General features: G+C 61.3%; 16 protein-coding genes and 2 pseudogenes. 4 read left to right on the forward strand and 14 right to left on the reverse strand.

Features of this window, described 5'->3' with window-relative positions; genetic code table 11:
• Positions 1 to 191: 191 nt before the first annotated feature.
• From DLM46_RS13845 to ligD, 3 genes are all read right to left on the reverse strand, one after another.
• Complete coding sequence (locus tag DLM46_RS13845; RefSeq protein WP_425273989.1) at positions 192 to 1,031, reverse strand: tetratricopeptide repeat protein; 840 nt, start codon at positions 1,029 to 1,031, stop codon at positions 192 to 194.
• Entirely contained in the window at positions 1,028 to 1,942 is a 915-nt protein-coding gene (gene ku / locus DLM46_RS13850; RefSeq protein WP_115101327.1) for a non-homologous end joining protein Ku, read from the reverse strand. Before ku ends, DLM46_RS13845 begins: the two co-directional genes overlap by 4 nt.
• Positions 1,943 to 2,068: 126 nt before the next feature.
• The gene (ligD, locus tag DLM46_RS13855) at positions 2,069 to 4,579 is read right to left on the reverse strand and encodes a DNA ligase D (protein ID WP_115101328.1); all 2,511 of its coding nucleotides are present in this window, start codon (positions 4,577 to 4,579) and stop codon (positions 2,069 to 2,071) included.
• Positions 4,580 to 5,030: 451 nt separating this feature from the next.
• Between ligD and phaP the strand changes: the two genes are divergently transcribed.
• Entirely contained in the window at positions 5,031 to 5,603 is a 573-nt protein-coding gene (phaP, locus tag DLM46_RS13860; protein ID WP_115101527.1) for a TIGR01841 family phasin, read from the forward strand.
• A gap of 112 nt (positions 5,604 to 5,715) precedes the next feature.
• Here the strand turns inward: phaP and DLM46_RS13865 are convergent, their stop codons facing one another.
• Positions 5,716 to 6,786, reverse strand: a complete 1,071-nt coding sequence (locus DLM46_RS13865; RefSeq protein WP_115101329.1) for a porin — start codon at positions 6,784 to 6,786, stop codon at positions 5,716 to 5,718.
• A 213-nt stretch (positions 6,787 to 6,999) separates the two neighbouring features.
• Positions 7,000 to 8,286 carry an MFS transporter gene (locus DLM46_RS13870; RefSeq protein ID WP_244306194.1) on the reverse strand — a complete coding sequence of 429 codons (1,287 nt, stop codon included), beginning with the start codon at positions 8,284 to 8,286 and terminating at the stop codon, positions 7,000 to 7,002.
• Between the two features lie 411 nt (positions 8,287 to 8,697).
• Between DLM46_RS13870 and DLM46_RS13875 the strand changes: the two genes are divergently transcribed.
• A complete protein-coding gene (locus tag DLM46_RS13875; protein WP_115101331.1) occupies positions 8,698 to 9,177 on the forward strand; it encodes a MarR family winged helix-turn-helix transcriptional regulator in 480 nt (159 codons plus the stop codon).
• 47 nt (positions 9,178 to 9,224) lie between these two features.
• Here the strand turns inward: DLM46_RS13875 and DLM46_RS13880 are convergent, their stop codons facing one another.
• The 6 genes from DLM46_RS13880 to DLM46_RS13905 all read right to left on the reverse strand — a co-directional run bounded on the left by DLM46_RS13880 (position 9,225) and on the right by DLM46_RS13905 (position 16,897).
• Positions 9,225 to 11,387, reverse strand: coding sequence for an acetate--CoA ligase family protein (locus tag DLM46_RS13880; RefSeq protein ID WP_165847980.1), 2,163 nt, complete (start codon positions 11,385 to 11,387; stop codon positions 9,225 to 9,227).
• 24 nt (positions 11,388 to 11,411) lie between these two features.
• Positions 11,412 to 12,248, reverse strand: coding sequence for a p-hydroxycinnamoyl CoA hydratase/lyase (locus tag DLM46_RS13885; RefSeq protein WP_115101333.1), 837 nt, complete (start codon positions 12,246 to 12,248; stop codon positions 11,412 to 11,414).
• A 68-nt stretch (positions 12,249 to 12,316) separates the two neighbouring features.
• Complete coding sequence (locus DLM46_RS13890; protein ID WP_115101334.1) at positions 12,317 to 13,789, reverse strand: benzaldehyde dehydrogenase; 1,473 nt, start codon at positions 13,787 to 13,789, stop codon at positions 12,317 to 12,319.
• 36 nt (positions 13,790 to 13,825) lie between these two features.
• Entirely contained in the window at positions 13,826 to 14,593 is a 768-nt protein-coding gene (locus DLM46_RS13895) for a coniferyl-alcohol dehydrogenase (RefSeq protein WP_115101335.1), read from the reverse strand.
• A gap of 262 nt (positions 14,594 to 14,855) precedes the next feature.
• Positions 14,856 to 15,821 (reverse strand): PDR/VanB family oxidoreductase, encoded by a 966-nt coding sequence (locus DLM46_RS13900; RefSeq protein WP_115101528.1) that lies wholly within the window; start codon positions 15,819 to 15,821, stop codon positions 14,856 to 14,858.
• A complete protein-coding gene (locus DLM46_RS13905) occupies positions 15,818 to 16,897 on the reverse strand; it encodes an aromatic ring-hydroxylating oxygenase subunit alpha (protein ID WP_115101336.1) in 1,080 nt (359 codons plus the stop codon). Before DLM46_RS13905 ends, DLM46_RS13900 begins: the two co-directional genes overlap by 4 nt.
• Before the next feature lie 195 nt (positions 16,898 to 17,092).
• Between DLM46_RS13905 and DLM46_RS13910 the strand changes: the two genes are divergently transcribed.
• The gene (locus tag DLM46_RS13910; protein WP_115101337.1) at positions 17,093 to 17,569 is read left to right on the forward strand and encodes a MarR family winged helix-turn-helix transcriptional regulator; all 477 of its coding nucleotides are present in this window, start codon (positions 17,093 to 17,095) and stop codon (positions 17,567 to 17,569) included.
• A gap of 98 nt (positions 17,570 to 17,667) precedes the next feature.
• Here the strand turns inward: DLM46_RS13910 and DLM46_RS40275 are convergent.
• Positions 17,668 to 17,829: pseudogene (locus tag DLM46_RS40275) on the reverse strand (IS6 family transposase); the annotation flags it as partial.
• Here DLM46_RS40275 and DLM46_RS13920 point away from each other — a divergent pair.
• Positions 17,810 to 18,394: pseudogene (locus DLM46_RS13920) on the forward strand (outer membrane protein OmpK); the annotation flags it as partial. The pseudogenes DLM46_RS40275 and DLM46_RS13920 sit on opposite strands and share 20 nt — an antisense overlap.
• Positions 18,395 to 18,486: 92 nt before the next feature.
• On the opposite strand, the gene DLM46_RS13925 reads toward DLM46_RS13920, so the two are convergent.
• Entirely contained in the window at positions 18,487 to 19,191 is a 705-nt protein-coding gene (locus DLM46_RS13925) for a substrate-binding domain-containing protein (RefSeq protein ID WP_115101338.1), read from the reverse strand.
• An 11-nt stretch (positions 19,192 to 19,202) separates the two neighbouring features.
• The gene (gene ligK, locus DLM46_RS13930; RefSeq protein ID WP_115101339.1) at positions 19,203 to 19,886 is read right to left on the reverse strand and encodes a 4-carboxy-4-hydroxy-2-oxoadipate aldolase/oxaloacetate decarboxylase; all 684 of its coding nucleotides are present in this window, start codon (positions 19,884 to 19,886) and stop codon (positions 19,203 to 19,205) included.
• Between the last annotated feature and the right edge of the window lie 2 nt (positions 19,887 to 19,888).

A 19,888-nucleotide genomic window follows, 5' to 3' on the forward strand; every position in this document is an offset into this window, starting at 1 on the left:
TTCCGGCTCTGGACCGTCGCTGTCAGGCCCTGTTCCCCCGCAGAACGGGGTCTTTTCTCATCGGCGGAGCAAGATCGCGCCGTTTGCCGGTGTCGGGTTGTACGTTTCGAAGTCTGCCGGTTTTCGCATGACGGGGCGCTTTTCAACAGCCTGCCAGGCGCACAAGAATGTGCGTGGCAACGACTCGTCATTCAGGTCGTCAGCCGACGATAAGCACTCAGATGGCGCACCAGGCCTTGCTTGTCGCCACGCGTCTCAAGAAGTATCGCCAAGTTGTGATGTGCGTCAGCGTAGGCGGGATTAAGTTCGAGACACCGTTCGTAGCTGCGCTCAGCTTCGTCGAATCGACCCAGCCCCTCGAGCGCGACCGCTCGGTTGAAATGCAGCACTGCGTCTTCCGGAAAATGGGATAGCGCGTCGTCAAACACACGCAGCGCGTCCTCGCAACGCTTCTCGTCCTCACACAGTAAAGCGCCCAAGTCAACATAGGCGGCGTAGAACGGTTCGGGCGAGAACTCTATTGCTTGCCGGTATGCCCGCTCCGCGCCTTTTACATCTGACTTCCTAAACTGCTCGCCAAGGTCGTACCATTCCTCGGCTTGGATAGCAGCATCCTTCCGCCATGGTGATGTGTCGAGGACAACGACATTTCCCTTTATTTCCGCAACCTCAAAGTCAAGCAGGAGCTGCCCCGTGGCAGCGTCCCACTGCGACGGCCCGGTTTTCACGACGACCTCGTTTCCGACCGCTGAGACGCGAATACCTGAGAGTGGCAATTCGTCCGGCAGCTCATCCCGCAGTCGCGAGAGGGCTTGGACAATCTTGCGCGGAGGTATTTTCGCGGAGCGTAGCTGCAATGCGGTTCGCAGCAGAACGACATGCTGGAAGGTGAATCGGAGTTCGTTGCGCGGCCCGCGCGACGGCGTCACGAACCCCGCGGCAATCAGACCGGAGACAACGCGCCGGGACACGCCCAGCATTGCCTGCAGCTTGGTTAGCGTAATTTCTTGCGCGGTGCCTGGTGGCGTCACTTGCGAGCTCGGACCTTTGCCGTGGTCTCGGTGGACGCCTTGGGCGCACGAGCCGCAGGCTTCCGAACTTTCGGCACTGCGGCACTTTCCGCGACGGTCTCTGCGCGCTTGGGCGCGGCCGTGGCTTTCGCCTTTGCGCCCCCCTTAAGACTGGCACGCAAGGCCTCCATGAGGTCAATAACCTCGCCGCTTGACGCCACCTCTTCCGACTCGGCCGAGACGACTTCCTTGCCTTCAATCTTTCTGTCGATGGCCGCAAGGATGCGCTTTTTCTCTTCGTCCTCGTAGGCGGACGGGTCGTAGCTATCCTCAGCACCCTGCTCGATGATTTGCAACGCCAGCTTGAGTTCAGCAGCCGACACTTGAACATGTTCGACGTTCAAGTCCTTCAGTGACCGCACCTCGTCCGCAAAAAGCAACTGTTGAAAAACCAGCCCGTCTTCGTTCGGCCGCACCTGAACGATTCGTGTCTTGCCCTTGAAAGCCCACTTGGCTAGTGCGCATCGACCGCTTTCGGCCAGCGCCTGCTGGAGCAGACTGTACGGCTTTCCGCCTCGTTTGTCGGGTGCAATGTAGTACGCCTTCTCGTAGTAGACCGGGTCAACCGCTTTCTCTGGTATGAAAGCCAGTATCTCGACTACATGAGTAGCGGCTTCTTCGAGCGCCTTGAGTTCGTCACCGGTGAATACGACGTATTTGTCCTTCTCGAACTCGTAGCCCTTCTTCATCGAAGAGCGCTCGACAACCGCGCCTGTCGACTCCGAGATGTACTGCTGTTTCACGCGGGAGCCATCGGGAGCAAGCAGGTTGAATTTGACATCGGAGGCACTTTCCGTCGCAGGATAAAGCTTGACTGGGATGGAAACGAGCCCAAAGGACAGGGATAACGAGGCGATGGAACGAGCGGGCATGGACTTCTCCTCGCGGAAGGCCGGTTTCAGCTAGCCGGCCAATCAATGCATGTGCCCCCATCGGGGCGTCGGGTTTCCAGCTGGCAATCGGAACGTCCCGCATTCCTACGCTGGCCACCAGTCGAATCATTGTAGACGCTTCATAGCTGATGCCAACGACTGCCTCGTTGACCAGTAATCCGCCCACGGGTCTTGGGTCTGGAAGCTCAGGTACTCGCGCGCCGTCAGCACGGTCCACTGCGCTCCACTCTTCATGGCGGAAAGCTGGTCCCACGACACCGGCATCGAGACCCCCATGCCCGGCCGAGCGCGGGCGGAAAAGGCTGCGACAGTTGTCTGGCCCATTCCATTGCGCAGGTAGTCGACAAATACCTTGCCGACGCGATGGGAAGGCCCCGGTGTTGCCGAAAATCGCTCGGGAATGGTCTTGGCGAGATGTCGGACAAATGCGCGCGAGAACCCCTTCACGGCGTCGTAATCTTGCTTGGGCATCAGGGGCACAGCGATGTGTAACCCTTTGCCGCCGCTCGTCTTGAGCCACGCCTTGAGCCCCAGCTCGGATAGGAGCGTGTGCACCAGGAGCGCTGCTTCCTGCATCTGCCCCCATTTCAGTTCTTCGCCAGGGTCCAGGTCGAAGATGACCCGGTCGGGCCTATCGAGACTTTGCACCGTCGAGTTCCAGGTGTGAAACTCGACAACATTCATCTGTGCCGCCGACAGGAGTGCATCAAGCGTGTCGACTGTCAGCAAGGTCCGGTGCCCCGCCCACAGATTCGGGTCGTGCTCCTTCAGACCTGGCATCCTCGTCGTCTCCGCATGCTTCTGGAAGAACATTTCCTGGTTGATGCCGGCGGGAGCGCGCAGCATCGCCAACGGACGGTCCTTCAAGTGGGGCAGCAACCACTGCGCGACACTCTCGTAATAGCGGACCAGGTCAAGCTTGGTGACGCCGGTCGTTGGGTCAATCACTCTGTCCGGGTGGGTGACCTTGATTTGTGGCGCAGGCATGGACACTACCGTCGTGGCGGCTTCGCGGGTGATGTCGCCAGGAGGCTTGTCGAAGCGCAACCCTTTGAAGGAAGCCTGTCGCACATGACCGTGAGGGGTCCACTCGGCGAAGGCAACCTCCACGACCAGCACCGGCTGCACCCAATGCTCGCTGCCCGACGCGCGTCTAGACCACCGCCGCCGCTCGGCCGGATCGACCTCAAAAGGCGCAGAAGGTACTTCAAGGGAACTCAGGCGGGTCCACAGCTCCCGGGCGGTCCTGGCATCCCATCCGGTGCCTACGCTGCCCGCATCGCAGAGCTGCCCTGCATCGCGGTATCCCAGGAGTAGGCTACCGACCTCCTCGGACGCACCACCGCGACTCGTAAAGCCGCATATCACGAACTCCTGGCGCAACCTGCATTTGGCCTTGAACCATGTCTGCGTTCTTCCGGAAACGTACAGCGCGTCGCGTCGTTTGAACACGAGACCTTCAAGCCCCAATTCTCCGGCTGCTTTGAATAGCTCCGCCGGCGGTGCGTCAAAATCCTCGCTATAGCGTATTCGCTCGCCCGCATCTTCGATGAGCTGCGCAAGCCGCGCGCGCCGGGACCACAACGGCACCTTGCGCAGGTCCTGCCCGTCCAGGTAAATCACGTCGAACACAAAGTAGACGATGCTTTCGCCGAGACTTCCATCGATAGCACTCTGCAATGCGTTGAAGTCAGGGATTCCGTCCCTGAGCACAACGATTTCGCCATCGAGCCACGCACTCGCGAGGTCGAGTTTTTCGACCTCCGCAACGAGATTCTTCAGTTTTTTCGTCCAGTCATGTCCCCCACTGGTGAAAAGTCGCACGCACCCCTTGTCGAAACGCGCGAGTATTCGGTAGCCGTCAAACTTGGTCTCGACTATCCAGTCGCCCCCTGTCGGCAGGGATGTTGCCAAAGTGGCGAGTTGCGGCTTGATGTGCTCCGGGATGGGGGCCGCCGTGGCGTACGTGAGGTCGATTTTCGAATCAGCGCCCCGCGACAGTTGGGAGGTTTTGGGTTCGCGCTCCTCCACGGGTCCCAAGGGTTTCTTCATGACGCTGTCAGGGAGCGCCTTGATTACATCGTAGTGTGCAAGCGGTTGCGCCCACGCGTCACGCTTCTTAAAGAGCATCCACTGGTCCTGCCTGTCCTCCAGATTTGCAATGCGCACGAGTTCCCACATGCCGGCGAGCTTTTCGCCGTGGAGTCGAAAAACGAGTTTGCCGGCCTTCATTCCCTCGCGCGGGTCGCCGACCGGGTCCCAGGTTCCACGGTCCCACACGAGAACAGTACCGGCGCCGTACTGCTTGGGCGGGATAGTGCCTTCAAAGCTCGCATAATCGAGCGGATGGTCCTCCACGTGAATCGCTAATCTTTTTTCCTTGGGGTCGTAGCTTGGTCCCTTTGGAACGGCCCACGACAGCAAGACTCCGTCGAGTTCGAGCCGAAAGTCATAGTGCAGCCGGCCGGACCAATGTTTTTGCACAACAAAGACCCGGCCCTGCTCGTCAGTTGACGAGTCACCTGCCGATGGCGCGGGTTCAGGTGTGACGTGAAAATCACGTTTTTTTCGGTAGCGGGACAGCGGTGGCGGTGTCCGGTCAGGGGCGGAGGGCATGGCATCAGTTTAGGACTATCTGCCGCGCTCTTGCGTTGCACTGCCCCTCCTGGGTTTGGGGCTCGCCGGACTCACAATGAACGCAAGCGAGCCGCCGGAACCGCGCTCAAGCGAGAGGATGCCCACGATACCAATTGAATGGTATCGCGCACCTGCTTAAAAGCAGGTTATTCGACAACAGTTGCACAATAGACGACCGAAGGAGCGAGCGAGTCCCGTGTCATGTCAATGTCAAACTTTGGTTGTCTCAGCACGCTCGCGACGTTGGAATCAGCCGAAACACGCTCTAGCCACCTGCGACGTTACCTGCTCGGGTCTATGTAGGCGCTCCGGAAAATGGACCGATGCGAAGCTGTCCGCCGAGACAGCTTCTTCCTGACGACGCGTTTCATCAATTGGTCACTGTCGACGAACATGCTAAGCGCTGGACATGTGTCTTCAGGAGATGAACATGAGCGAATTTCAAGGACAAGTTTTCGCGGCCCAGCAAGCAAACCTCCACTTCTGTTTCGGTGTGGCCAGCAAGATGCTTGAAGGCGGAGAAAGTCTCATCCGACTGAACCTGGATGCGGCAAAATCGACGTTGTCCGACTGGCACCAACGCGTGCAAGACGGGTTGACGAAAACGGATGGAGAGAACGCTTCATATTTACAAAATGCGGTGGCGCTGCCTCCAACGGAAAAAGTCTTGAAGTACGAGCGTCAGATTGCCGAGATTGCATCGACCACGCAAACGCAATTGGCAGAGGTTATCGATACCCAGTACCAGGAGATCAGTCGCGAGTTTCAGCGCTTCGTCGAGAAAGTGACGCAGAACGCCCCGGTCAGTTCCGAGGCAGCAATCGCATTTCTGAAGCAGATTATTTCGCTCGCCAATATCGCCCATGACAGCGTACGCAAAGCCGCGAAGCAGACGGTTGATTTTGCGCAGAGTAGCGTGAACGCCGCAACGGCAACGGCAACGGAGATAGCTGAACCGGCTGACGACGAAGTCGAAGGTGCCGCGAAGGCAGCGAAGCATTGACTCGCCGAAGCGCCGCCCGGAGTTGCCGGACGGCGCGGCGTTAGTGCGCGCCTGAGCAACAGGGAAATTCGCATACGATCTCTCCGTTAGCCGATCGATGAATTCACCGGGTTCAGAATCGCGTCTGCAACCCGACCCGGCCAATGGCCTGCGATGCACCGCTCGACGCCTCCATCACGTCATTAATCTGCGCCGTGGCGCCATGATTCGCTCGCTGGTAGACACCAGCCACGTAGACACTGGTTCGTTTCGAAAGGATGTAGGTGAGCATCGCGGTGACCTGGTGCGCGTGGTTGTTGTCGACGACCTGGTTACCTTTCATGTACATGTACGCCCCGCTTAGCGCCAAATCAGGCGCCATCGCCCACAAACCGCCCAGTTCTGCCTGCCAGACGGACGCGCCGTTGAGCTCGTTACGCACCGCCGTGTACAGCGCGGTCACCGTGACGGAGTCCATCCGGTAGTGCGCGCCCAAACCCCAGTTGCGCACGCTGTCCTGCACACCCGATGCAGTCGTCTTCACCTGCGTATAGGCTGCGTTCGCACCGAAGGCACCGTTCGCATAGTTGATGCCCGCGCTCATGCTGCTATTAGAGCCGAACGATCCGGCTACACCGCCAAAACCATACATCGCGCCTGCGGAGAAACCGCCGAAATCTGCGCTCTTGTACTTAACCGAATTGTTGAGGCTCACGCCCGCCATGCGGTCCCAATCAAACGCGCCGGTCGGATTGTTCGGCAGCGCGAGTTTCGCGAACGGTCCGTTCCGGAAATCGTAGATGCCTTGAGCAGAGATCGCAGCATCGTTGAAAAACAACGAGTCAAACATGAAGTCGTACTGATTGCCGAGGGTCAGCTGGCCGAGGCGGCTGTCGTCGAGGCCCACGAAAGCCTCGCGGCTAAAGAGACTTCCGCCAGGCATGAACGAGCCCGAGTTCAACTGGAACTGATTGGTGAGCTTGAACAGTGCGCGTGTCCCTCCCCCAAGGTCCTCCTTGCCGCTGAACATCAGCAGGTTCGGCACGGCGATGCCGTCGTCGAATTTGAGCACGTGGCTGCCGGCCTGGTTGCTTACGTAAGACACGCCCGCATCCAGCAGACCGCTGATGGTGACACTGCTTTGCGCGTCGGCGTGGCATGCAAACAGCAGAATTGGGGTGACGCAGAGGGCGCTGGACTTCATTGACTGTCTCCTGATGTGATATGGGTTCGCGACATGACGTCGCCGCCGGTTTGTGTGCGTGATGACAAATGGCTCGTGGATTGCGGGGCACGCGCTGGCAGCATGGCTGCTGCAGGTGGTGCGAAATCGAATCCGCTCAGATCCGTGCGCATCAGTACGGCTGCTGCGTGACGCCCTACTCAATCCAATGGAATGGACCGACGTTGAACGGTGTCAGGCAATATCCCGCGGCACGTTGATCGTGGGCACCGATGCTGGCGCGACACGTCTGCGCGGTGAGGTTTCGACCAGGAACAGCGACACCACGCCGCCCGCAATGAGCCCGCCGAGCGCAAAATTCAGCGTGGATGGCAGGCCAAAATGCTGGGCCACGAAACCGGCGATCGCCGGCGCAAGGCCGCCACCAAAGATCTCGCCCGCGCCCGAGACAAAGCCGACCGACGACGCGATCAGACCGGCGGGCGCCGCTTCTGTCGCGATTGGGCCGCTGAGCAGGCCGAGCAGGCCCAGCGCGAACACCGAAACCCCGAACAGCAGGATGAACAGCAACTGAGGTTCGGCTCCTGTCTGGGCAAACAGGTACAGAAGCACGGCCGCGCCGACAAATGCGATGAGCGCCGCGTTACGCCGCCCAATGAAATCCGACACGCCCGCCACGCCGAACGAACCGACGAAGCCACCGAAGCCGATCGCCGAAACAACGAAACCCATCTTTTGCGTGTCGAGATGCAGCACCTCGACGAGATAGGTCGGCACCATCGCGCTAACAACGAAGATGCCAGCCATCGCGCACAGGATCGCGAGCGTCGCAACCCATACGTTGCGACTGCCGAAAAGCGCAGTCCAGCGTGGGCGTGCCGTGCCCGCTTTGGGCTCAGGCATCTCGCTGCGCGGCCTGTCCCGCAGCGTGCGCGCGATCAGCACGGCGACTATAAGGCCAGGCACCGAGGAGATCATGAATACCCAGTGCCAGGACGGCACGACTCGCAGCAACTGGGTCGCGAGGATCGGCGCGAAGCCAAGGCCTAACAGTGAGAACATGCTGAGCTGCAGCCCCTGGTTGAAACCGCGCCGCGACGGCAGCGACGCCTCACCGGTGGCCGCAACGCTGGCGGGCGTGAACGCGCCTTCGGCCACGCCCATCACCGCGCGGATCAGCATCAAGCTCGCGAAGCCGGTGGCGAGACCCGAGAGGCTCGACAGCAGCGAGAACGCAACCATCGTGACGACGAGGATCTTCTTGCGACCGATGCGGTCCGATACCGGCCCCATTGCCATCGCCCAGATTCCCCATGCAACACTCAGGATGCCGATAAGACTGCCGAGCTGCTGAAAGTTCAGGTTCAGCTCGCGCATCATGTGCGGAAACAACGGTGCGACGATCCAGCGGTCCAGTCCGACCAGGCCGAAGCCGAGCCCAAGCAGAACGAGTGTTTTTATTTCGTATACCGAATCATGATTCCGACTATTTTCCATGTCGGTGCGTAACGGGGAATGCATGAAGTGTCTCCTGTCGATGTGCGCTGATTATTGGTTATCAGACATATTTGTTATATATGATAAATATAATTTCGGAAAACGCAAGAATCCCGATTTAGGGGAAAACGCTGAATCGCCAGGACAAGCCGCCACGCGACGCAGCGTATCCGCAGGCGACAGCGCGCGAAAGTTACGCGACTTGCAACGAGCGGTCGTGACTGCAGGCACCGCGCGATATACTGCAGCCCGCTAACCGGCCACAACGCCCCTGCCGCATGGAATACGCACGCCAGCCCTCTGCTGCCCTTGTCGTCGCGCTGATCACGGCTCTGGCTCTGTTGATCGAAAGCTGGCCAATTTTGTTTGGGGCAGGATTTCCTTACCCGCGTGTTATGATCCGCGGTGCTCGTTTACACGTATCGGCTCACTGCCATGGCGACTAGATCCGTTTCCAATAACACCAATCTCAACGGTGATCTCTCCGATCAGGTCGACCAGTCCGAACTGCTGAATCTTCTCGGGTACAACGTCAGGCGCGCCTATCTCGTCGTCCAGGCGCATTTCGACGAGCAAATGGAAAAACTCGGGCTGCGCCAGGCCGATTTCGCAGTGATCTCCACGCTGCGGCATAACCCAGGAATCAATCAGAAGGCGTTGGCCGAAGCGCTAGCCATCGCGCCGCCCAACCTGGCGACGTTGCTGGACCGGCTCGAATCGTCCGGACTGCTGACGCGGCAACGCAGCGCCGATGACAAGCGCATCCAGCAGGTTTCGTTGACGCAGCAAGGCACGAAGCTCCATGCACAAGCATCAAAGGCTGCCCAAAAGGCAGACGATGCGGCCGTTTCCAAGCTCACCGTCGAAGAACGGAAACAGTTGAAGTCGCATCTGTCGAAAATCTTCGCGGATTGAGCGAGCCGACGACTGGGGCGGTAATACACCCCAGCCGGACCCGAACATCAGCGGTCTGTTCGATGATTCGTCTCGAGCAGCATCAGCGCGTCGAGTGCGAGCACGCCCTGCCCTTGAGGGTAGACAACGACAGGATTCAGATCGACCTCCCGAATGCCCGGCTCGGCTTGCAGCAATGCCCCCAGCCGCACTACCACATTCGCGAGCGCCCCGATGTCCAGCGCAGGCGCGCCGCGATAACCGTGCAGTAACGGTGCGCTCTTGAGTCGGTCGATCTCGCGCATCACCGCCTCCTTCGGCAGGTCGTGCGGCAACAGCCGGACGTCGCGCGTCAACTCGGCTGTCACCCCGCCAAAGCCGACCAGGATGACTGGACCCCACTGCAGATCGTGGCGTGCGCCGACAATCATCTCGACTCCGCGCTCACCCATCGCCTCGACCAATACACCTTCGAGCGCGGCGCACGGAGCATGCCGCTTTACATTGTCGTGCAGTCGTACCCACGCCGCTTCGAGCGCCCGCGCCTCGCTCACGCCAAGCACTACGCCGCCGACGTCGCTCTTGTGGCTCAACTCAGCCGCCTGAATCTTCAGCGCGACCGGATAGCCGATTCGTTCCGCGATCTTCCTTGCAGCACCGAGGCTGGTCGCAAGCTCGCCGAGTGCGAACGGAATACCGAGCGGCGCGAGGATCTGTTTCGCACGGTATTCAGGCACGACGCAGGATTGTCGCGGCACGTCGACAGCGATCGGCTCGAATGCGGCTTTGGCGAAATCTCGGGTGCCGAGCTCGCTGAGCCGCGCGACAGCCCGAAAGGCACGTTCCGTGCTCGGGAAATACGGGATGCCCAATTCGCGCATCTGATCGATGTACTCGGATGGCACGACGGCGCCCTCGTCCAGCCCCGCACAGATCACCGGTTTGTGCGGACGCAGTTCGCGCACTGCGCGCAATACCGAGGGCATCTTGATCGCGCAGGTCACCGGGTCCGTCTGGATCAGGCCAATCACCACAGCCGAGAAGCGATCATCGTCGAATAACGCTGACAAGGTGCGGTAATAGAGTTCAGGATCCACCAACCCCTGAGCGGTCAGATCGAGTGGATTGCTGACCGCCACGAACGGCGGCATCGCCGCGCGCAGCGCCGGCGAATCGTCGCCATCGATGACTGGCAGTTCGAGACCGAGGTCCTCACAGATATCCAGGCATAACGCCTTGAATGCACCCGACTCGCCAAGCACCGCGGCGCCGCGTGTAGGCAGACGCGCGCAGCGCAAACCAATCTCCGCGATATCGCCCAGTTCCTCGAGCGTCTGCGCGATCACGATGCCCGCGCGTTCGACCTTGGTCCGCATGAGCGAATAGTCGCCCGCCATCGCCCCCGTATGCGTGGCCGCCGACGCGCGCGCCGCAGCGCTCCTGCCTGGATGCAGCAGGACCAGCAACTTGCCAGCCCGGCGGGCATTGCAGGCGAACTCGAGCAAGCGGCCCGGCTGCCGGAACTGCTCGGCGATGATAGCGATGACACGCGTGCCGGGATCGTCCAGCAGGAACTGCAGGTAATCCTCGAGGTGACTCGCTGCCTCGTTACCAGTCGAGACCGCATACGACAACGGAAGATCGCGGCTCGCCAGCGTCGTATTGAGCACCGCCATCATCGCTCCGCTCTGGGACAGAATCCCGATCGCGGGCTGGCTACGGTTGCGGCTCGCCTGCTCCGCACTAACGTCAGTTTCGATAAACGTCAGCGGCACGCGTTCGAGATAGTTGATGCAGCCCAGACAATTGGGCCCTTCAACGAGCATGCCCGATTGCGCGGCGATCCTCGCGATCTCCTGCTGCTGCGCGATCCCCTCCGGGCCCGCTTCGGCAAAGCCAGCCGAAAAGACCACGACTGCCCCTACGTTGCGCGCGGCGAGCTGACGTACCGCGTCCAGCACTGCTGCCTGCGGAATGGCCAGCACGGCGACATCAATGCCGTCGGGCAACTGTTCGATCGATTTCACGCACGGCCGGCCGTTAATCTCGTCGCGCTTCGGATTGACCAGGAAAATCTGGCCCGGATAGTCGTTGCGCTCGAGGTTGGCCAGCACCGATGCGCCGAGCGCGCCCTGCGTCGGCGAAGCGCCGACGATGGCAATCGACGCCGGCCGCAGCAGGCGCGCTACGGCCTGGCCGGTCGCCGCGGGCCGCGCTTCGGATTGGGTCATATTCATGTCGGCTGGTTCCTGGGTTCAGCTGCGCTGCCGCGTCAGATCATAAGTGCCGAGACCGGGCTTGTAAGCCTTGTCGTCGAGGAACTGCCTGAGCCCCTCCTTGCGGCCGTCATCGTCGAAGCTGTTGGCCGCTTCCTGCGCACGCACAAGAAAATCCTCGGCGTTGTCGTAAGTCATCTCGCGGACCCGGCGGACCGCGTCCTTGGTCGCCTTCAAGGCAACCGGATTCTTCTTCAGCAGCGCCTGCGCAACTTCGACCACGCGCGCGCGTAGTTGCCCGGCAGGCACCGCCTCGTTGACGAGGCCCCATTGCTCGGCCTTGCGGCCGTCGATGTTCTCGCCCAGCATCGCGTGATACATCGCGCGGCGGAACGACAGCAGTTCGACGGCGACCTTCGATGCGCCTCCGCCTGGCAGAATGCCCCAGTTGATTTCTGAAAGGCCGAAGCGTGCTTCCTCGGCGCAAAATGCCAGATCACACGCGAACAGCGGACCGTAGCCGCCGCCGAAACACCAGCCGTTGATCATCGCGATCGTGGGCTTCTGATACCAGCGCAGACGCCGCCACCAGCCGTAACTTTCGCGCTGGGCCTTGCGCGTTCCACCCAGACCGTGGGTTTCCGTGTCACGGAAGTACTCCTGAAGATCCATGCCGGCCGTCCAGGCCGCGCCTTCGCCGGTCAGCACAAGCACGCCCACGTCCGGATGAAATTCCAGTTCGTCGAGCACCTGCATCATGCGCCGGTTCAGCGCCGGACTCATCGCATTACGCTTTTCAGGGCGGTTGAACTTCACCCATGCCACGCCATCCTCAATGCTGAAGACGACCGTTTGTTCCTCCGCTTGACTGCTCATTGCGACACCTTGATAAAAGAATAAAGATTGGCCGGAGCGCCCGCGCATGGGCGCTCCGCTGTGGACTCTTAGAACGGATACTGCGGCACGGCGTCCTTGACCGTTACCCATTGCCAGTGCGTGTACTGCTCCCAGTCGGCGGGACCGCCCACGCTGGTGCCGTTGCCCGAGGCGCCGGTACCGCCGAACGGGTTAATGACCTCGTCGGCGACGGTCTGGTCGTTGATATGCAACAGGCCCGTATGCAGCCGCTCGCCGATCGCCATGGCGCGCCCGACCGACGCCGAAATCACGCCTGCCGATAAGCCGTATTCGGTACGGTTGGCTAGTTCTGCCGCCTCCTCGTCGGTATCGAATGGAATCACGCTGGCCACAGGCCCGAAAATCTCTTCGTCGAAGGCGCGCATGCCCGGCGCGACGTTGGACAATACCGTCGGCGCATAGAACAGACCCTCATGCGTGCCGCCGGCCTCGACCACCGCGCCGGCCGCAACCGACGCATTGACGATGTCGACGACATTCTGCAACTGCCTCTGATCGATGATCGGACCGAGCGCCACCTGCGCGACAGCCGGATCACCCACCGGCAAGTGGCGCGCCTTGTCAGCAAGACGCCGAGTCAGTTCACCCGCGATACTGCGGTGCGCCAGCACGCGGCCGGTTGCCATGCAGATCTGCCCTTGGTGAAACCAAGCGCCGAATGCAATCGCCGAAGCGGCCTTGTCGAGATCGGCGTCGCCCAGGACGATCAGCGAATTCTTGCCGCCCAGTTCCAGCGAAACCTTCTTCAAGTGGCGGCCCGCCAGTTCGCCGATCTTGCGACCGGCAGCCGTCGAGCCGGTGAACGCGAGCATCGGCACGCCAGGCGCCTCAACCAGCGCCTGCCCAACATCCGCGCCGCCGGGCAGCACGTGCAGCAAGCCCTTCGGCAGGCCCGCAGCGGCCAGCACTTCGGCGATCACGAAGCCCCCGGCATAGGGCGTACGCGGATCCGGCTTGAGAATCGCGGCGTTGCCGACCGCGAGTGCTGGCGCGACCGAGCGCAGCGACAGCACCAGCGGGAAATTGAAAGGCGAGATCACACCGATCACGCCCAGTGGCAGCTGGCGTGCGATGCTGAGCCGGCCCGGCGTGCCTGGCAGGACCCGGCCGTTGGCCTCCAGCGGCATCGCCGCGGCACGCTGCAGCAGCACGATCGCTTCCCGTACCTCGTGCTCGCCCTTGGCCAGGATGCCGCCGGTTTCACGGGCGATCAGCGCGGCTGCAGCCGGCGCCTGCTCCTGTAGAAGCGCGGCCGCACGATGAAATACCGCGGCGCGCTCGCGCGGCGGCGTAGCGGCCCATGCGCGCTGCGCCGCACGCGCCGCGCGCACGGCGACCGCGACGTCCTCCGGCGTAGCCTTGCCGACCTGATGCAGCAGCTGGCCCGAAGCTGGCTCGACGACTTCCAGCACGCCGGGCACCTCTACCCAGTCGCCGTTGAAGATCGTGCCTCGCCACGTATCGGCACAGGCAAGGGTAAAAGCGGACGGATTGCTCATGACGGATGTCTCCCGAAGTTATTGGATGAAGCGTGTTCAAATTGCCGTGGAGGCCAGCCCGCCGTCGACGGGCAAATTGACTCCGTTGATCCAGCGCGCGGAGTCGGACGCCAGAAACACGATGGCCTCGGCTACCTCGTCGGCATACGCGGGGCGCTTCATTTTCGCGGCATCGGCCTCGACGCGTTCGGGTCCGAGCATCGTGACGAAATCGCCAAGAATCGGTGTGAAGACCGGACCGGGAGCGACGCTGTTGACTCGCACCGAGTGCCGCGCGAACCAGTCTTGCGAACGGCGCGCGCTCCATACGATCAATGCCTCCTTGAAATACTGGTAGCAGGTGGCCTGAGGCACGGGATGCTCGCCGAGCCACCGCGACCCGGCCTCGAAACCAGCGGTATCGGCCAGTTCGCGGTGCAGGGCCAGCCGCTGCGGCCACTCCGCGCCAAGAATCGACGCGACATTGATCACGCTACCGCCCGGCGCGATGCGTGGCAGCAAGGCTTCGCTGAGATGGCGCAAGCCCAGGTAGTTGACGCGCGCGACGGTATCCACGGGCGCCGTGCCCGGAACGCCAGCAATATTGGCCAGCGCATCGATATGCGCGGGCAATTGGGCGGCAAGCGCATCAATGGCGGCTGGATCGCCGAGATCGGCCTGGTGGAACGCATCGAGTGTCATGTTGACAGGCTGTCGATCCACGCCGATCACGCGCGCGCCGTGAAACCTCGCTAGCCTGGCTGTCTCCGCGCCAATACCGGACGCCACGCCGGTGACGATCAGGGTTTTGCCGTACAGGTTCATTGAAGTTGTCTCCTTCGTTCTGGTCGAATGCCGATTATTGTTGTACACCATAATAGTTACATACCATAACTATTTTTTCAACCGACGTTGTTCCGTGAGATGCGGACGCTGGATCATCCCGGTCGAGCGGCAACAGTTGCGGGGCAGCGGCGCGGACGGACGGCAAAGCCAGCCTGTCTCGTGAAACGATCGGCTCGGCGACGACGCGAGGGTCGTGCCATGAAAAGTGCGCGCGCCGTGACAGCGCGCTGTCCGCGAGGTCCTATAGGTCGAGCACCAGGAGAGTGGATTTGGAGCGTGAGCAGCATGGCAGGAAATACTCGCCGTGCGCCTTCTCCTCGACGGTCAAGTAGCTATCCCGATGATCGGGCTGCCCTTCGAGCACACGCGTCATGCATGTGCCGCAGACGCCCTGCTCGCAAGATGTCAGTACTTCGACGCCGTGCCTGGCGAGTGCTTCGACGACTGTGCATCCCGGCGGCACGTCGATCGACGCACCGCTGCTCGCGATCCGCACCTGGAATGCCTGCTCCTCTGCGGCATTCGAAACTGTGCCGGAGAAAAACTCGTAGTGCAGACGGTGCTCGACCCAGCCTTGCGCGCGCGCCTCGGCCAGCACCGCCTCCATGAAGCCGCGAGGGCCGCATACGTAGAGATGCGTATCCGCCACCGCCGCGGCGATCACCCCGGCGAGATCGAATGCCTGATCGATGCCGGCGTCATCGAAATGGAACTGCACGCGGTCGCAAAACGTGGAGCCGGCCAGCCGTTCGGCGAACGCGGTGCGATCGCGCGAGCGCGTGCAGTAGTGCATGTCGAACGCCGCACCAGCCGAAGACAGGTGCTCGGCCATGGACAGGATCGGCGTCACGCCGATTCCGCCCGCCAGCAGCAGGTGCCGGGGCGCTTGCGAATCGACCGGAAAATGGTTGCGCGGAACGCCGATGCGAATCAGGTCGCCCTCATGTACGCGGTCGTGGATCGACATCGATCCTCCGCGCCCGTTCTCGTCACGCAGCACCGCGATTTCATACCGATCGTCCCGTTCCGGGCTGCCGCACAACGAATATTGACGCACGAGTCCGCCGGGAAGATGCACGTCGATATGGGCGCCAGCGCTGAACCTGGGCAGCGGCGCACGGTCCGGAAGCATCAATTCAAAGCCACAGATGCCGCGCGCCTCGTTCCATTTGCGCACGACCTCGACCGTCAATGTCGCATCGCTCACGAGGCCTCCTTCGCGCACACGATCGGCACGACCGGACGTCCGGCCAGCTTCGCGCGCTCCTCAGCCAGCAGACGGTCGATGACCTTGCGGGACAACACGCCGCCCGCATCGATGTTGAGCTTCAGCAGTTGGCGATCAGGCCACGCCAGCAGGTTCTGCTGCTGCCGCTCCAGCATCTCGAGGTCTTCGGCGAAGATCTTCCCTTGACCTTCACGGATCCGAGCGGTCAGATCCGCGTCGTCCGGCCGGAAATTGCGCGCCATCCCCCAGAAATACCAGATCGACGTCTCCGTCTCCGGGGTAATGAAATCGACGACAATCGACGACGCCTTACGCTCGGCAGGCGCGTCGTAACCTCCATGCCCGGCATGCGCAACGCCAACTTCGATCATGACGTGGCTCGGCGGCGTGAATCGGCAGATCTGCCAGCGATCAACCGGCACGTCGTCGGCGAGCCCGTTGCCGCGCAGCGCCATCTTCCAGAACGGTGGGGCACCTACGTCGTGCATGAAACGGCTCGTGACGACTTCGTCGCCCCGGCCGACGGTCTTGGGAGGTGCCTCGTCGATTTCCTTCTGGCCGATACTGCTCGCATGAACGTACGTTTCGTGCGTGAGGTCCATCAGGTTGTCGATCATGAGCCGGTAGTCACAGCGGATGTGATACAGCCCGCCGCCATACGCCCAAGCCGGGTCCTCCGCCCACGGCAGATGATGGAGCTTTGCCGGATCCGCCGTCGACGCGTCGCCGGGCCATACCCATATGAACCCGTACCGTTCGAGGACCGCATAACGCCTGACCTGTGGGAAACCGGCAACCCGCTGTCCCGGCATCCCCGACGTCTTCCCGTCGCAACCCATCTCCAGCCCGTGATAGCCGCACACAAGCTGTCCGTCACGGACAAACCCGAGCGAGAGCGGTGCGCCGCGGTGCGGACAGAAATCCTCGAGAGCGACAACCGCGCCGCCTTCTCCGCGATAGAACACGATTGACTCGCCGCAAATCTTGCGCCCGAGCGGCCTGGTCTCGATCTCATCGGGAGTGCAAGCCACGTACCACGCATCTTTCAAATACATTCCCCTCGCCTCCTTCTCCTGGTGTTCCCTCGGTTTCAAGTGATCGGAATACGATCACTATATTCAGCATACTGAATGAGATTCAGTGTACTTATAGACCATGAAGCCCACAAGCAGAGCGGTATACTGGTTTTCCCTCAACGGGTCGCCCCGACATTCAAAAAACTGATCAGACGAACACCGTTCACCCACGCCATGAAAAATCGGAATGCCGCCGGCACACCTCGTCCACGCCTCGATCTCTACGAAGAGCCCGGCCACCTGATTCGCCGCGCGCACCAGATCGCGGTCGCAATGTTTTACGAGACGCTGGGGCGCGACGTCACCCCTGTGCAATACGCCGTGCTGCGCATGCTCGACGAATGCCCTGGACTGGACCAGGTCACGCTCGCGCAAAAGGTCGCGCTCGACACCTCTACCACCGCCGACATCGCTGCGCGCCTGGAAAGCAAAGGATGGATCGTGCGGGAGATGTTGCCGAGGCGGCAGCGGCGTCTCGCCCTCACGCCCGAGGGTAAAGCATTGCTCGGCAAGCTCACGCCGTTGGTGAGCGATCTACGCGACAGTCTCTTCGAGGGGATGGGCGAGAAGGACGCCCTCGATCTGATGCGCCTGCTAAGCAAATTTGTTCATCTCAACAATGAGCAAAGTCGGGCGCCGCTCAAGGCGTAATGCGTTCGTACCGGGTGTGGTGCAAATACTTCGACGATCGCAATGTCGTGTCCGCGGGCAGGCACTGGTCCGCTTTCATTTCGCGCGCCGCCCGGTGAGATAGTAGTCTGCGCCAGCGACAGCCAGCGCTCGGCCATTATTTCAACGAGGTCTCGAAGGCTGAGCTTGTCACGCGGCTACCAACGCACACACAGGACGATGACTTCGCGGTCAAAGTGGCGGCCGTCGAACAGCCTGTCGATGTCTGCCCGCTTACTCACAGCCTGCTCGCGCTCGTCAATACCTGAGCTTGGCGGCGCAACGCGCCGTGGCGCGCTTGTGACCTGGATCGGGATTGTGCTGTCGGTCAGCCAGTTGGTCGCACAACCGGCCTGGGCCGATGGATCCACTGACACGACGCTCGCGGAAAGCGGCACTGTCGTGACTAATCCGACGCCGCAAACGGCCGCGTCTCCTCATCTGTCGAGCTGGTTTGACCAGAGTTTGGGCGTGATTGGCTCGAAAGACATCCGGTTCGGTCCGTATCAGACCAACGACGTGTACCTGGAGTACGAATACTTTGGCCGAAAGGGTCCGTTCGACCTGTATGGTTACATCGATGCGCCGAAGGTCCTTGGCGTGGGCAGTACGCATGACAGCGGCGTTTGGGATAGAGGATCGCCCCTCTTCAGCGAGCAGGAACCGCGCGTGTCGATCGACAACCTCGTCGGCAAGCATCTTGGCTTTGGCCCATTCAAGGAATGGTATCTGGCATTCGACTGGATCTACGACCAGGGCTACAACATCAGTGGCCGCCAGAACACACTCTATAGCGGCATCGGCACGGATATCGACATGTATCGGCGACGCCACGTTAACCGGCACCCGTCTCGCAGACGCAGTCGAATATCCTGGTGCCTCTCAGCACCTGTCGAGCGTCAGACCGGCTCCATGCCGTGCTCGATTTTGACCGCGTCGGCCGCGGGCGCGGACAGGCGTTCAAGGAACGCTTTTGCAGCGTCCCGTCTGCTCGTTGTCATGCAGATGGCGGCGGAGAAGACCGTGGCAGCCTGAATGGCGGGAGGAAGCATTCCAATCACGGTAATTCCGGGCTGATGGACAAGCTCGCTCAGCTGCTGAAAGCCGATCTCCACCTTTCCCTCGGCAACGAGACTCCCAACCGGCACGCCAGGTGGGGCCTCTACGATTCGCGGTGCAAGGGTGTCGAGAATGCCCCATCGACGAAACAGCCCAAGAAGATGAGCCCCGCTGGGGCCCGTCGAATAGCCAATGCTACGAGCCCGCAGGATGGTGTCGCGGACTGCCGGTTCAGAACTGATGTCACGATGCGGCTCGCCAAGCTTCACGGCGACCGCAACACGCGAGCAAGCGACGTCACGCCGGCTTCCGAGGTCGATATGGCCACTTCGACCAAGCCGCTCAAGCGCATCCGAAGCGAGAACAACGATATCAAAACGGTCGCCTTCCTGAACGCGGCGAGCCGCCTCGACCCCGCCCACCGACACTACCGAGACAGGTTGCCCGGACTCGCGTTCATAAGCATCGGCAAGCTGCGTCAAAACATGACGCGTGGCCATGGACGAAATTACTGTCAGAGGACGGTTCAGAGTATCAGTCGGCATGCGGATATCAGTCAGTCGATGTAGCGCAGTCCAGCCTGTTTTAGAGGCTCTCGCATGTTGTACATATCAAGCCCCAGCACGCCAGAGGCCAGCTTCGCACGCTTCTCAGCCTCGTTCGCCTCACGTGCGCTGGCTTTGTCGAGCACCGCATGGGCTATAGAAGCAGGGACGGCCACGACACCATCGAAATCGGCGACGATGACGTCCCCCGGGGAGACGAGCTCACCTGCGCAGACAACCGGGATGTTGACCGACCCCAAGGTCGCCTTGATCGTGCCCTTCGAAGAAATCGCTTTGCTCCAGACGGGGAAGCCCATCTCTTCGAGCACCTTCGCATCTCGTACACCGGCATCGATGATGAGCCCCGTCGCGCCCCGCGCCTTGAAGCTGGTCGCCAGAAGGTCACCGAAATAGCCATCCGTGCAGTCCGCGGTGATTGCTGCTACAACGATGTCGCCCGGCTGAATCTGTTCCGCGGCCACATGCATCATCCAGTTGTCACCAGGGTGAAGCAGAACGGTGACTGCCGTACCAAATGCCTGTGCGTGAGGATAGATAGGACGCATGTACGGCTTCAGTAGACCGCTTCGACCCATTGCCTCGTGGACCGTGGCCGAGCCGAGTGCGCCCAGCTTGCCGGCCACATCCTTGTCGGCGCGCCTGATGTTCCGGTAGACGACTCCCATTTCATACATGG

The sequence above is a fragment of the Paraburkholderia lacunae genome, from assembly GCF_003353175.1.
GTDB classification, from domain to species: Bacteria; Pseudomonadota; Gammaproteobacteria; order Burkholderiales; family Burkholderiaceae; genus Paraburkholderia; species Paraburkholderia lacunae.

Bases quoted from the DNA above. Each gene is read 5' to 3' on its own strand.
- DLM46_RS13890 (WP_115101334.1), bottom strand. From the start codon at position 13,789: ATGAGCAATCCGTCCGCTTTTACCCTTGCCTGTGCCGATACGTGGCGA.
- ku (WP_115101327.1), bottom strand. From the start codon at position 1,942: ATGCCCGCTCGTTCCATCGCCTCGTTATCCCTGTCCTTTGGGCTCGTT.
- phaP (WP_115101527.1), top strand. From the start codon at position 5,031: ATGAGCGAATTTCAAGGACAAGTTTTCGCGGCCCAGCAAGCAAACCTC.
- ligD (WP_115101328.1), bottom strand. From the start codon at position 4,579: ATGCCCTCCGCCCCTGACCGGACACCGCCACCGCTGTCCCGCTACCGA.
- DLM46_RS13895 (WP_115101335.1), bottom strand. From the start codon at position 14,593: ATGAACCTGTACGGCAAAACCCTGATCGTCACCGGCGTGGCGTCCGGT.
- DLM46_RS13910 (WP_115101337.1), top strand. From the start codon at position 17,093: ATGAAAAATCGGAATGCCGCCGGCACACCTCGTCCACGCCTCGATCTC.
- DLM46_RS13905 (WP_115101336.1), bottom strand. From the start codon at position 16,897: ATGTATTTGAAAGATGCGTGGTACGTGGCTTGCACTCCCGATGAGATC.
- DLM46_RS13925 (WP_115101338.1), bottom strand. From the start codon at position 19,191: ATGCCGACTGATACTCTGAACCGTCCTCTGACAGTAATTTCGTCCATG.
- DLM46_RS13875 (WP_115101331.1), top strand. From the start codon at position 8,698: ATGGCGACTAGATCCGTTTCCAATAACACCAATCTCAACGGTGATCTC.
- DLM46_RS13880 (WP_165847980.1), bottom strand. From the start codon at position 11,387: ATGACCCAATCCGAAGCGCGGCCCGCGGCGACCGGCCAGGCCGTAGCG.
- DLM46_RS13865 (WP_115101329.1), bottom strand. From the start codon at position 6,786: ATGAAGTCCAGCGCCCTCTGCGTCACCCCAATTCTGCTGTTTGCATGC.
- DLM46_RS13885 (WP_115101333.1), bottom strand. From the start codon at position 12,248: ATGAGCAGTCAAGCGGAGGAACAAACGGTCGTCTTCAGCATTGAGGAT.
- DLM46_RS13870 (WP_244306194.1), bottom strand. From the start codon at position 8,286: ATGCATTCCCCGTTACGCACCGACATGGAAAATAGTCGGAATCATGAT.
- ligK (WP_115101339.1), bottom strand. From the start codon at position 19,886: ATGTATGAAATGGGAGTCGTCTACCGGAACATCAGGCGCGCCGACAAG.